Source organism: Vreelandella rituensis, assembly GCF_003336665.1.
Classification (GTDB): Bacteria; Pseudomonadota; Gammaproteobacteria; order Pseudomonadales; family Halomonadaceae; genus Vreelandella; species Vreelandella rituensis.
This window is the reverse complement of record NZ_QPIJ01000049.1, coordinates 1-11635: the sequence shown is the minus strand read 5'-3', so window position 1 is coordinate 11635 and position 11635 is coordinate 1. Positions and strand designations below refer to the sequence as shown.

The following is an 11635-nucleotide window of genomic DNA, read 5'->3' as shown; positions in this document are numbered from 1 at the left end:
CAGGAGGGCGAATGTCGAAAACCTTGATCGTGCTGGGATTGGTGATCGTGACTATCGGCCTGCTGTGGCCCTGGCTTTCCAAACTCCCCCTGGGCCAGCTGCCCGGGGATATTGCCATACGCCGTGAGAATTTCACTTTCTACTTTCCTGTCACCACGATGATCTTGGCGAGCCTGTTGCTATCGGTACTACTGTGGTTAGTGAATCGCTAGTGGTTAGTCGATCGCTAGCTTCGAATCAACAGCCCCCGTTAAAAGGAGCACCGTGATGATTGAGCTATATACCTGGAGCACACCCAATGGCAGGAAAGCCTCCATCATGCTGGAGGAGCTCGGTTTGCCTTATCGGGTGATTGCCGTGGACATCACCAAGGACCAGCAACACGACGCTGAATTTCGCAAAATCAGCCCGAATGGCAAGATTCCGGCACTGCTGGATCATGAGTCCAAGGATGCCTCGGGACAGCCAAGACGGCTATTCGAGTCGGGTAATATTCTGATTTACCTGGCGGAAAAGACCGGCATTCTACTACCGGAATCAGGTGAAGAGCGCACCGAGACATTGGGCTGGCTATTTTTCCAGATGGCTCATCTTGGGCCAATGGTCGGCCAGTGGCACTGGTTCAAGAATGCCGCCCCGGAAAAAAGTGACATGGCCATCAAGCGCTATCGCGAAGAATCCTTGCGTTTGCTGGAAGTCATGAATGCCCAGTTAGAGGAGGTACCTTACCTGGGAGGCGCTCACTACAGCATCGCAGATATCGCCTGCTATGCCTGGGCGAAAACTGCCGTTGAGGAGCTCAGTGAGGAAGAGACCGAAGCCGAGGTCGTGAGCGGCCTGAACCCCCTGCTGAATTGGCTCAAGCGAGTCGGCGCCCGCCCTGCTGTGATCCGGGGAATGCAGATCCCCGACGATCAGCAAAAGGAGCAGGCCGCCACTCGCAGTTCCCTCAGGGAGTCGCTTGAGTGATGCTCTGCTCTTTATTAACGACGCACAATGCCGTGAAGACCCTACGCCGTAAAGAACAGGCGGCGCAGGGCCTCCCCCGGATTTTCCTCGCGCATGAAGGCCTCACCTACCAGAAAGCCGTGAACGTCGTGGCTGCGCATGCGCTGGATATCCGCCTGTTCGTGAATGCCGGACTCGGTGATCACCAGGATTTCAGCGGGAATCAGTGGCAGCAGTTCCAGGGTGGTTTCCAGGCGCGTCTCGAAGGTGTGGAGGTTGCGGTTGTTGATACCCACCAGAGAAAGCCCCAGCTTGAGCGCTCGCTCAAGCTCCTGCGCATCGTGAACCTCGACCAGCACATCCATGCCAAGTTCGATGGCTTGTCGATTAAGGTCCACTAACTGGTGGTTATCCAGCGCCGCCACAATCAACAATATGCAATCGGCGCCAATGGCCCGCGCCTCGGACACCTGATAGCCGTGGGTAATGAAATCCTTGCGGATTACCGGCAGATCACAGGCATCTCGAGCGGCAATCAGGTAATCCTCATGGCCTTGAAAGAAGTTCGCGTCGGTCAACACGGATAAACAAGCCGCGCCACCCTGGGCATAACTCATGGCGATTTCAGCTGGATCGAAAACTTCCCGGATAACGCCCTTGGAGGGAGAGGCTTTCTTGATCTCGGCGACCACACCAGGCTCACCCGCCTTGATGCGTTGCGTCAACGCCTGGATAAAACCGCGTGGCGCCGTTTGCTCTACCGCCAATGCCAGAAGATCGGCTTCAGATACCGCCTGACGACGTTCGGCAACCTCTGCATCTTTTTGCGCCAGGATACGGGTCAGGATGGTAGGGGTGACAGTTTGATTCATGAAAATCTCTTCGCAAAAAGGACAGAAACAGCGCTCAACGGAAGACCCGGGTGAAATTCGCCAGCTCGTTCATTTTTTCCAGGGGCAACTTGGATGCTTGAGCATCCTGGGCCAGCAATACGCCTTCTTTCAAATCATCGGCAACCCCGGCGCAATAGAGGGCAGCGCCGGCATTCAAGGCCACTATATCAGCGGCTGCGCCATCGCCCACCAGGGACGCACGCACCAGGCGCAGGCTGTCTTCGGCACTCGCCACCTGCAACGCAGCCAGGCTCTGGCGTTCGATGCCCAGGCTTTCCGGGGTGATGGTGTATTGGGTAATCGCACCATCTTTCAATTCCGCTACTTGGGTGGGTGCCGCCAGAGAAATTTCATCCAGGCCATCCTCGGAGTGAACCACCATGACGTGGCGGCTGCCCAGATGCTGCAGCACCTCAGCCATCAACGGCACCAGTTCCGGTGCATAGACCCCTAATACCTGATTCGGCGCACCTGCTGGATTGGTCAGCGGCCCCAGGATATTGAACAGGGTGCGCACGCCCATTTCCCGCCTTGGACCGATGGCATAACGCATCGCCGGGTGATGGTTGGGCGCAAACATGAACCCTACCCCGACCTGCTCGATACAGCGCCCGACCTGTTCCGGCTTGAGATCCAGGTAGATTCCTGCCACATCGAACAGGTCCGCACTGCCGGAAGACGAAGACACACTGCGGTTGCCGTGTTTGGCGACATGGGCGCCGCCGGCAGCCGCCACGAAACTTGCCGCGGTCGACACATTGAAAAGGTTGGCGCCGTCTCCCCCGGTACCCACGATATCAACCACATTCTCGGCATGGATCGAGACGCGATTCATCAGTTCACGCATGACTTGAGCGGCGGCACTGATCTCTTCCGCCGTTTCCCCTTTCATGGCCAACCCGATCAAGAAGCCACCGACCTGAGCATCGGTGGCTTCGCCGGTCATGATTTGCCGCATGACGCTATGGGTAGCTTCGAAGGATAAGTGTTCACGGCGCATTACCGCGTTGATGGCATCTCGCATCTGCATGAAAAGGACGTCCTCGCGTTCAGGTAATTGGGTAGCGCAGCATGGCACTTATCTAAGCTTCAATAAGCCGCGCTCGAGCCACGCTTGAGAAAATTGGCCAGTAGCTCATGGCCCTGGTGGGTCAGGATCGATTCGGGATGAAACTGTACCCCCTCTATATCCAGCTCACGGTGGCGCAGCCCCATGATCAAGTCGGGCGTCACGTCCTCCTTGCTTGTCCAGGCAGTCACTTCCAGACAGCCAGGCAAACTTTCTCTTGCCACTACCAGGGAGTGATAGCGCGTGACTTCCAAGGGGTTATCCAAGCCGGCAAACACGCCTGTACCGTCATGCTCGACGGCGGAGGTTTTACCATGCATGACCTGCGGCGCTCTAACCACCTCGCCACCATACACCTGGCCGATCGCCTGATGACCCAGGCAAACGCCTAGAATCGGAAGCTTGCCGGCAAAATGCTTGATGGCCGCCATCGAGATACCCGCTTCATTGGGGGTGCAAGGCCCTGGGGAAATCACCAAATGGCTTGGCGCGATTGCCTCGATTTCTTCCACAGTGATTTCATCGTTACGATAGGTCAGCACCTCGGCGCCCAACTCCCCCAGGTACTGCACTATATTGAAGGTGAAGCTGTCGTAATTATCGATCATCAAAACCTTTTTAGGCATAAGCTTTTGATTCCTATAGGCTTTGTTGTCTTGCGCGCATATGTTTACTCATAATCTCACTCACAATGCCATGAGTTGCGGTGCGGCAGGCGTTTGTATTGAGGCCGATTGTACCGTTTGGTGTGGTTGGGTGCTACGCTGCTATTCCGGGGCCGCACCAATGTGCGGGATGCGGGCGCGCCACTCAGTGCAAACGATTAAAAATGTGTCTAGCCACGATAGTTTATTGCCGCTGGTAAGAGCTCCGTGCAGTCTCTATCATCGTCAGCATTATCATGATTACTGGGAGCGCGATATGCACAAGGTGCAGAGTTATACAAAAAGCCTTATTTTTTCAGGTTTTTTTGCACTAAACATAGGGTTTATCACAAGCGTGTCGACAGCTTGGGCCGATAATCATACTCCCTTGGAAATCGTGGCCACTTTCTCTGTTCCCGCCGATTTGGTTGAACGTGTCGCGGGTGAACACGGTAATGTCACCTCGCTCACCCCTCGCGGTGCCGAAGCACATGACTGGGAACTCACCCCCAGCAATTTCATGGCGTTGGAAGATGCCGATATCGTTTTCTATAATGGTTTCAATCTGGAACAGTGGATGTCTCAGGTCAGGGCGACCTTATCCGAAGACGTTCCCTTGGTGGAGCTGGCCGCACAAGCCGATTATCCCACCTTGCCGATTATCACCGGCGACTATGAAGGTGAAACCGACCCGCATATGTGGATGGACCCACGTGCGGCGGTTGCCTATGTCAACGTGATTGCCGAATCACTTGCCGAGAAGCAACCCGCCCACGCCGATGCCTTCCATCAACGTGCCGAAGACACCGTCAACGCTCTCTATGCCCTGCATCAGGAATTGACTGAATTACTCGGTACGATTCCCGACAACCAGCGTTTGCTGATCACCAGCGAAGCGGCATTTTCCTATTTTGCTGATGCCTATGGCTTTACTCACAACGGCATCTGGGGCACCAATAGCGAAACCGAAGGCACCCCAAGCCAGGTCATGCGTGTGATCGACCTGGTCAATACCCGTCAACCCAAGGCACTCTTCTGGGAGAGCACCATCTCCGATCGCCATGTCACTGCCATAGCCCGCGATACTCAGGTTGAGATAGCGGGACCGCTTTACGTCGATTCGCTAAGCTCCGATGAAGGGCCGGCAGCCGATTACTTTGCCTTGATGCGCCACAATGCAAGACTCTTGCGCGACACCCTTGGGGGAATCCAGGAGTGATTTCAGAGCCTGACTCGTCTGCAGTCGACATTCAGGGAGTCTACGCCGCCTATGATGGCCAGCCGGTACTGATGGATATCAACCTGCGACTGAAGGCCCATCAATGGACGGCCATCATCGGCCCCAACGGCGCCGGCAAATCGACCTTGTTTCATTTGCTGATCGGCAGCATGAAGCCTCTACGCGGCTCCATTCAGGTATTCGGCGGCTCCCTTTCCGAGCACCGCCGGGCCGGCACCATTGCTTATATGGCACAACGCGAAGCCATCGAATGGGATTTTCCGATCTCGGTAAAAGAAGCCGTGATGACCGCACGCTACGGTCTCATGCGCCAGGATACTGTCTGGCGTCGGCTATTGCCGCCTCGCTGGTCAGCCCGGTCGCATCATCAGGCCGTTGAAGAGGCTCTGGAAGCAGTGGACATGTCGGCTCTTGCCAGGCGCCCCATCGGCGCACTTTCCGGCGGACAGAAAAAACGCGTGTTGCTGGCGCGCGCGTTAGCGCAAAACGCCAAGGTACTGCTGCTGGATGAACCCCTGGCCGGGGTCGACCCAGTCAGTGAACGCTTGATTCTGAAGGTGTTGGCGCAACAACGCAGCGCCGGACGCACCATTCTCATGGTAACCCACGACCTGGTGGGAACACGCCAGCATGCCGACCACGTGGTCTTGATCAATCGCGGTGTGGTCGATCAAGGTATACCCGAGCAGATGTTGAGCGAACATATGCTGGCACGTATGGCGGTGGCCACCCCGCTGGATTTAGCCGAGGAGTGGCAATAATGCAAGCTTTCGAGATGCTGGGCCTTTCCTTGGTCGAGCTGCTGATCAATGCCCTGATGGTAATCGTTGGCTGGCTTCCCGAATCACTGGCCGCGCCCTTTCAGTATGCCTTCATGCAACGCGCCCTACTGACCTCGATACTGGTCGGCGCGATATGCGGCATGCTTTCCTGCTTCGTGGTACTCAAGCGTTGGTCGTTGCTGGGAGATGCCATTTCCCATGCGGTTCTTCCAGGGGTGGCGATTGCCTATCTCCTGGGCTGGCCGTTTTTCGTCGGCGCCTTTATTACCGGCGCCCTGACCTCGTTGGGAATCGGTGCAATAGAACGTCACACCCGGATCAAGTCCGATGCCGCCATGGGTTTGATGTTCACTGCCGCCTTTGCTCTAGGCATCGTCATCATCAGCAAGATCGCCTCCAACACTCACCTGATGCATATCCTGTTCGGCAATGTGCTCGGGGTGCAGCCTTCCGCCTTGTTACTCACGCTATTTTCCGGCGTACTGGCAGTGGTCGTCGTGGCGCTGGCCTACCGCCCGCTGTTGCTCTATACCTTCGACCCACAGCAGGCTCAGGCCCTGGGCTTCAATACCGGCTTGATTCATTACGGGCTGATCTTGCTTCTGACCCTGACCATCGTCGCCAGCCTGGAAACCGTGGGCATTATCCTGGTGGTGGCCATGCTGATCACACCGGGAGCCACGGCCCATCTGCTGACGGATCGTTTTGCCGTCATGCTGGGCTTGTCGGTGGGCGTCGGGGTGCTGTCGGCGGTCATCGGATTATCGCTTTCGGTGACGTTCGATGTGGCTTCGGGCGGTGCGATCGTGCTGGTAGCCACCAGCCTGTTTCTGCTGGCCTTGTTGCTTTCGCCTTCTCATGGGCTTATCGCCCGGCAATGGCGTCGCCAACGCTACAAGAACGGCTGACGCCACGCGACTCACGCTACTATCATGCTTAGTACGCTCGCCCCTTTCCGGCCCGGCCCAACCTCAGCTTTCGTCGAGGTTGTCCAGGCCCCGTTCGGCCATGGCGACCGCGCGGAAAATCGCCCGCCCCTTGTTCAGGGTTTCCTGCCACTCCATCTCGGGTACTGAATCGGCGACGATACCCGCGCCGGCTTGAACATGCAGCTGGCCATCCTTGATCACGGCAGTACGAATCGCAATGGCGGTGTCCATGTTGCCGTGCCAGGAAAGATAACCCACGGCACCGGCATAAACCCCACGCTTGACCGGCTCGAGCTCATCGAGAATTTCCAGTGCCCGGATCTTGGGCGCACCGGATACCGTGCCCGCCGGAAAAGTGGCGCGCAGGGCATCCATCGCCGTCAGGCCCAGCTTGAGCTTGCCGGTGACGTTGGAAACGATATGCATCACATGCGAATAGCGCTCGACGACCATCTGATCGGTCACTTCGACACTGCCGATTTCACTGATGCGCCCCACGTCGTTGCGCCCCAGGTCGATCAGCATCAAGTGCTCGGCGATTTCCTTGGGGTCAGCAAGCAGGTCCGCTTCCAGCGCCTTGTCTTCCTCTTCGTTCCTGCCACGTTTACGGGTACCGGCGATGGGCCGCACGGTCACTTCATCCCCCTCCAGGCGGGTAAGAATTTCCGGTGAGGAACCCACCACCTGATGATCATCAAGGTTGAAATAGAACATGTAGGGTGAAGGGTTCAAGCTGCGCAATGCCCGATACAAATCCAGCGGCGAGGCTTGATAGGGAATCGACATGCGCTGAGACGGCACGCACTGCATGATGTCACCCGCCAGGACGTACTCCTTGATTTTTTCCACCGCCGCCTTGAAGCCGCTTTCGGTAAAACCGGAGTTGAAATCGCTTTCCTGAACCGCGCAACGACCACTGCCACTGCTTTTCGGGTCGACACGCGCTTCACGCAGCCGCGTTTCAAGTCGCTGCAAATGGGCCTGCGCTTGCGCCAACGCCTGGGGGTCGGCAGGGTCGGCGTGGGTCCATAGGGTCAAGCGCCCGGAAAGGTTATCGAACACCACCAGGTCATTGCACACCATCAACAAGATATCTGGCACGCCCAGGGGATCGGGTTTTTCCACTCCCCGCAGGCGTGGTTCGATATAACGAATGGTCTCGTAGCCGAAGTAGCCCACCAAGCCACCATCGAAGCGTGGCTGGTCATCCAGTTTCGGCACCTTGAAGCGAGCCTGGAACTTCTCTATCCAGTCCAGCGGATCTTCCACTTCGGTCACGCCCTGTGTTTCACCGTCACTGATATGATGAACCGTGAAACCGCGGACTTCGATACGCTCGTGGCTGGGCAGGCCGATGATCGAGTAACGCCCCCACTTCTCGCCACCTTGAACCGATTCCAACAGGAAGGTCCAGGGCGTATTGGCCAGCTTCAGGTAAGTGGAAAGCGGCGTATCCAGGTCCGCCAGCACCTCTCGCGAAACCGGAATACGGTTATAGCCGGCGAGGCTGAGTTCTTGGAAGCGTTCCGGGGTCATCATCAAGCGGTCCTTGTTGCATGGGGAACAGGCGAAAGCAGCTGCTCCAGGGAGTCGAGCACCACATCAGGCTCACTGAGGCGGATAGGCTGTCCATGATTGTAGCCGTAAGGCACGGCCAATGTCGCAAAGCCCGCCGCCTTGCCGGCAGCGATGTCATGACGCGAGTCGCCTATCATCAAAGATTGCGCGGGCAAAATGCCAAAATGCTCAGCGCAATGGGTAAGCGGTAGCGGGTCGGGCTTCTTGCGCGGCAGAGAGTCGCCTCCCAGGCACAGCGAGAAATGCTCGGCCAAACCGAAATGAGCGAGGATCGGCTCGATGAAACGCTCGGGCTTGTTGGTCACCAACACCAGGTGCAAGGGAAGCCTAGCCAGGGCGTCCAGCGTCGTCTTGACCCCGGGGTACAAACGCGTCCGGGCAAAAGGCGCGAGGCCATAATGGTAAAGAAAATCGCGGTGGCCCTGCTCGCACTGGCCAGGCGTCGGCGTTTCGCCCATTGCCCAGTTCAAGGCACGCTCCATCAATACCCAGGAACCATTGCCCACCCAGTCACGCACCTCTCCCTCCCCGGGCTCGGGCAGTGCTTGCTCGCGCAGCGCCTTGCTTACTGCCACCGCCAGGTCGGGCACGGAATCGACCAGGGTGCCATCGAGATCGAATGCCAACAGGCGCTTGTCGTCCAGTATCGGATGCATATCCTCTCTCTTTATCCCTGAGCCAGTTGCTCACGCATCTGCCGGATGACGCTGTCGTAGCCATGGGGATCACTGGGTTGGTGCGCCTTGAAAATTGCTGAACCGGCAACAAAGGTATCAGCGCCCGCCCGAGCGATTTCCGCGATGTTATCCGCTTTCACGCCGCCATCCACTTCCAGACGGATGTCCCGCCCCGAGGCATCGATACGCGCCCGCGCTTCGCGCACCTTATCCAACGTGGCTGGAATGAAACTCTGGCCACCGAAGCCCGGATTGACACTCATCAGTAGAATCATGTCGATCTTGTCCATGACGTAATCCAGGTGCGAAAGCGGCGTCGCCGGGTTGAATACCAGGCCGGATTTGCAACCGCCTTCGCGAATCAATTGTAGCGAGCGGTCGATATGTTCGGAGCCTTCCGGGTGAAAGGTAATATAAGTGGCACCGGCATCGATAAAATCGCCAATCAGACGATCCACCGGTTTGACCATCAGGTGCACATCGATAGGCGCCGTCACGCCATGTTTGCGCAGCGCCTCACATACCATCGGGCCGATGGTCAGGTTGGGAACGTAGTGGTTGTCCATGACATCGAAATGCACGATATCAGCCCCTGACGCCAGGACGTTATCCACTTCCTCCCCCAGCCGGGCAAAATCGGCGGAAAGAATCGAGGGGGCTATCAGAAAATCACGTGACGTTGCGGTCATGGTGTCATCCAGAATAAAGCAGCAGAAAAAGTGAAATAGCGAAGCACAAGAGACCGGCATTTTACCAGAGCAAGCGAGGCTTCACAGGCGCTCTGCGCACTCGCAAGGCACACTTATATTTCGAAAAAGAATATTAAACAGGATTGTAATTCCATAATAACAGGGCTACCCTTTTTCTCAATTAAATCCTGACTGCCTCAGAACCAGGCAGGCTTACTGAACAAGGTAAATCCCCATGACATTTCCTCTCTATCTACGGCGCGGCGTTCTTGCTCTTGCTCTGGGTGTCGGCGTTTCCACCCCGGCGCTTGCTCAAGACCGCGAGATGCTGAACTCCTCTTACGACATTGCACGTGAACTGTTTTCCGCCATCAACCCTGAATTTGCGACATGGTGGCAGGAAAACCAAGGAGAAGAGGTTCTCATCCAGCAGTCCCATGGCGGCTCTTCCGCTCAAGCGCGTGCCATCATGCAGGGTCTGCGTGCCGACGTCGTCACGTTCAATCAGGTGACCGATGTTCAGGTGCTGGCCGACGCCGGTCTGGTCGCCGAGGATTGGCAGACACAGTTCGACAACAATGCATCCCCGTATTATTCCACCACCGCCTTTCTGGTACGCAAGGACAACCCCAAGGGCATCGAAAACTGGGATGACCTGGCGCGTGAAGACGTCGACATCGTGTTTCCCAACCCAAAGACCTCCGGCAACGGTCGCTATACCTACCTGGCGGCATGGGGCTTTGCCGAGGATCAGTTCGATGGCAACGAAGAACGGATCCACGACTTCATGCGCACCTTTCTGGGCAATGTTTCAGTATTCGATACCGGCGGTCGTGGTGCCACCACCAGCTTTATCGAACGCGGCATCGGCGATGTCCTGATCAGTTTCGAGTCCGAGGTCAATAACATTCGCGGCGAATACGGCACGGAAGATTATGAAGTCATCGTGCCGCCGGTAAGCATTCTGGCCGAATTCCCGGTCGCCGTCGTGGAAGAACACGCCGAACGCAACGGTAACCTGGACCTCGCCCGAAGCTACCTGGAGTACCTCTACACAGAAGACACCCAGCGGCTGCTCGCGGGTTTCAACTATCGGGTTCACCATGAAGCCGTCGTCGCCGAATTCGCCGATCAGTTTCCGGAAACCAAACTTCTGGAAGTGGAAAACGTCTTCGGCAGCTGGGATGAGGCAATGGAAACCCACTTTGAAGGGGGCGCTCTTCTTGACCAACTTCAGCGTCGGTAGCGTCAACGCGTCAACTACCTCGCCCTAAAGGACGAGGCTTGTGACAACAAGCCCGGTTGACCAGGGAAAGCGGTAGCCAACCCGCTACGTTTGCAATAGGTCGTCAAGACCCACCGCCGAATGCTTCGCTCAGTTCGGCGCTCTGGAAGATCAGGATCATGCTGGTGAAAGGTAAAGCGCCGAAGGTTCTGGTCGCTACCGCAAGGTAGGAGCCGGTTGCAGACATTCCCGAGGGGAGACAGGTTGGAAGACCTGCGTCACCAGGCCCGTAAGGGTTCTATTTAAGAAGGAGATCGCATGGCGGTGTTCGTATTGGGAAAGGACAAGCAGCCGTTGATGCCGTGTAGCGAAAAACGCGCACGGCTATTGCTGGAGCGTGGTCGGGCGGTGGTGGTGATGAACCTGACGCCTTTCGTGATCCGCCTGCGTGATCGATGCCTGAGTGACTGCGCCTTGCAGCCGACGTTGCTGGGCATTGATCCGGGCAGCAAGGAAACCGGCCTGGCGCTGATGCGTCTGGAAGAAAACGCGACGGACGAGCAAGCCCCGGCAACCCGCCATGGGCTTTGCCTGTTTCAGTTGGTGCATCGGGGCTTCCAGATTCGCCAAGCCTTGGAGCAACGTGCCGGTTTTCGGCGTCGGCGTCGCAGCAAGAACCTGCGCCATCGTCAGCCGCGTTTTGATAACCGCACGCGCAAGAAGGGCTGGCTGGCCCCCAGCTTGCAGCATCGTGTCGATACAACCATGGCCTGGGTGGACAAGCTGTGCCGTTGGGCGCCGGTGACTCATCTGAACATGGAATTGGTGCGCTTTGATCTACAGAAGATGGAAAACCCGGAGATTTCCGGGGTCGAGTACCAGCAAGGCACGCTCCTGGGCTATGAGGTGCGTGAATACCTGCTCGAAAAATGGGGTAGAGAGTGCGCCTACTGCGGTACCG

Annotated in this window: 14 protein-coding genes; 7 read left to right on the top strand and 7 right to left on the bottom strand. The window is 57.0% G+C overall.

Going from position 1 to position 11635, the window contains the following annotated elements; all coding sequences use genetic code 11:
- Positions 1-11: 11 nt before the first annotated feature.
- Positions 12-212, top strand: a complete 201-nt coding sequence (locus DU506_RS16525) for a DUF2905 domain-containing protein (RefSeq protein WP_114487995.1) — start codon at positions 12-14, stop codon at positions 210-212.
- 55 nt (positions 213-267) lie between these two features.
- Positions 268-969 carry a glutathione S-transferase N-terminal domain-containing protein gene (locus tag DU506_RS16520; RefSeq protein WP_114487994.1) on the top strand — a complete coding sequence of 234 codons (702 nt, stop codon included), beginning with the start codon at positions 268-270 and terminating at the stop codon, positions 967-969.
- A gap of 41 nt (positions 970-1010) precedes the next feature.
- Here DU506_RS16520 and trpC read toward each other — a convergent pair whose 3' ends face one another.
- The 3 genes from trpC to DU506_RS16505 are packed head-to-tail and all read right to left on the bottom strand — an operon-like array spanning position 1011 to position 3536.
- Positions 1011-1820, bottom strand: coding sequence for an indole-3-glycerol phosphate synthase TrpC (gene trpC, locus DU506_RS16515; protein ID WP_114487993.1), 810 nt, complete (start codon positions 1818-1820; stop codon positions 1011-1013).
- A 34-nt stretch (positions 1821-1854) separates the two neighbouring features.
- Positions 1855-2871, bottom strand: a complete 1017-nt coding sequence (gene trpD, locus DU506_RS16510) for an anthranilate phosphoribosyltransferase (RefSeq protein WP_114487992.1) — start codon at positions 2869-2871, stop codon at positions 1855-1857.
- A gap of 59 nt (positions 2872-2930) precedes the next feature.
- The gene (locus DU506_RS16505; protein ID WP_114487991.1) at positions 2931-3536 is read right to left on the bottom strand and encodes an anthranilate synthase component II; all 606 of its coding nucleotides are present in this window, start codon (positions 3534-3536) and stop codon (positions 2931-2933) included.
- A 373-nt stretch (positions 3537-3909) separates the two neighbouring features.
- Between DU506_RS16505 and DU506_RS16500 the strand changes: the two genes are divergently transcribed.
- From DU506_RS16500 to DU506_RS16490, 3 genes are read left to right on the top strand one after another with little or no spacing between them, the layout of a single operon-like run.
- On the top strand, positions 3910-4773 hold the full coding sequence (locus DU506_RS16500; RefSeq protein WP_235825710.1) for a metal ABC transporter solute-binding protein, Zn/Mn family: 864 nt from the start codon (positions 3910-3912) through the stop codon (positions 4771-4773).
- Entirely contained in the window at positions 4770-5555 is a 786-nt protein-coding gene (locus tag DU506_RS16495) for a metal ABC transporter ATP-binding protein (RefSeq protein ID WP_235825708.1), read from the top strand. The genes DU506_RS16500 and DU506_RS16495 overlap by 4 nt, the downstream gene beginning before the upstream one ends.
- Positions 5555-6484, top strand: a complete 930-nt coding sequence (locus DU506_RS16490) for a metal ABC transporter permease (RefSeq protein WP_114487989.1) — start codon at positions 5555-5557, stop codon at positions 6482-6484. The genes DU506_RS16495 and DU506_RS16490 overlap by 1 nt, the downstream gene beginning before the upstream one ends.
- A gap of 63 nt (positions 6485-6547) precedes the next feature.
- On the opposite strand, the gene trpE is transcribed toward DU506_RS16490, so the two are convergent.
- From trpE to rpe, 3 genes are read right to left on the bottom strand one after another with little or no spacing between them, the layout of a single operon-like run.
- Positions 6548-8041, bottom strand: a complete 1494-nt coding sequence (gene trpE, locus DU506_RS16485) for an anthranilate synthase component I (RefSeq protein ID WP_114488007.1) — start codon at positions 8039-8041, stop codon at positions 6548-6550.
- Positions 8042-8043: 2 nt separating this feature from the next.
- Positions 8044-8739, bottom strand: a complete 696-nt coding sequence (locus DU506_RS16480; protein ID WP_114487988.1) for a phosphoglycolate phosphatase — start codon at positions 8737-8739, stop codon at positions 8044-8046.
- 11 nt (positions 8740-8750) lie between these two features.
- A complete protein-coding gene (rpe, locus tag DU506_RS16475) occupies positions 8751-9449 on the bottom strand; it encodes a ribulose-phosphate 3-epimerase (protein ID WP_114487987.1) in 699 nt (232 codons plus the stop codon).
- 235 nt (positions 9450-9684) lie between these two features.
- Between rpe and cysP the strand changes: the two genes are divergently transcribed.
- Positions 9685-10695 carry a thiosulfate ABC transporter substrate-binding protein CysP gene (gene cysP / locus DU506_RS16470; protein WP_114487986.1) on the top strand — a complete coding sequence of 337 codons (1011 nt, stop codon included), beginning with the start codon at positions 9685-9687 and terminating at the stop codon, positions 10693-10695.
- Positions 10696-10798: 103 nt separating this feature from the next.
- Here cysP and DU506_RS22575 read toward each other — a convergent pair whose 3' ends face one another.
- Positions 10799-10921, bottom strand: coding sequence for a hypothetical protein (locus tag DU506_RS22575; protein ID WP_268877298.1), 123 nt, complete (start codon positions 10919-10921; stop codon positions 10799-10801).
- A 71-nt stretch (positions 10922-10992) separates the two neighbouring features.
- On the opposite strand from DU506_RS22575, the gene iscB reads away from it, so the two are divergent.
- On the top strand, positions 10993-11635 hold a 643-nt coding region (gene iscB / locus DU506_RS16465), incomplete at its 3' end, for an RNA-guided endonuclease IscB (protein ID WP_181870791.1).

What these genes read in the sequence shown, in the direction of transcription:
- DU506_RS16480 (WP_114487988.1), bottom strand. Translation starts at nt 8,739, where the DNA reads ATGCATCCGATACTGGACGACAAGCGCCTGTTGGCATTCGATCTCGAT.
- DU506_RS16505 (WP_114487991.1), bottom strand. Translation starts at nt 3,536, where the DNA reads ATGCCTAAAAAGGTTTTGATGATCGATAATTACGACAGCTTCACCTTC.
- trpE (WP_114488007.1), bottom strand. Translation starts at nt 8,041, where the DNA reads ATGACCCCGGAACGCTTCCAAGAACTCAGCCTCGCCGGCTATAACCGT.
- DU506_RS22575 (WP_268877298.1), bottom strand. Translation starts at nt 10,921, where the DNA reads ATGTCTGCAACCGGCTCCTACCTTGCGGTAGCGACCAGAACCTTCGGC.
- trpC (WP_114487993.1), bottom strand. Translation starts at nt 1,820, where the DNA reads ATGAATCAAACTGTCACCCCTACCATCCTGACCCGTATCCTGGCGCAA.
- DU506_RS16490 (WP_114487989.1), top strand. Translation starts at nt 5,555, where the DNA reads ATGCAAGCTTTCGAGATGCTGGGCCTTTCCTTGGTCGAGCTGCTGATC.
- DU506_RS16525 (WP_114487995.1), top strand. Translation starts at nt 12, where the DNA reads ATGTCGAAAACCTTGATCGTGCTGGGATTGGTGATCGTGACTATCGGC.
- DU506_RS16520 (WP_114487994.1), top strand. Translation starts at nt 268, where the DNA reads ATGATTGAGCTATATACCTGGAGCACACCCAATGGCAGGAAAGCCTCC.
- cysP (WP_114487986.1), top strand. Translation starts at nt 9,685, where the DNA reads ATGACATTTCCTCTCTATCTACGGCGCGGCGTTCTTGCTCTTGCTCTG.
- rpe (WP_114487987.1), bottom strand. Translation starts at nt 9,449, where the DNA reads ATGACCGCAACGTCACGTGATTTTCTGATAGCCCCCTCGATTCTTTCC.
- trpD (WP_114487992.1), bottom strand. Translation starts at nt 2,871, where the DNA reads ATGCAGATGCGAGATGCCATCAACGCGGTAATGCGCCGTGAACACTTA.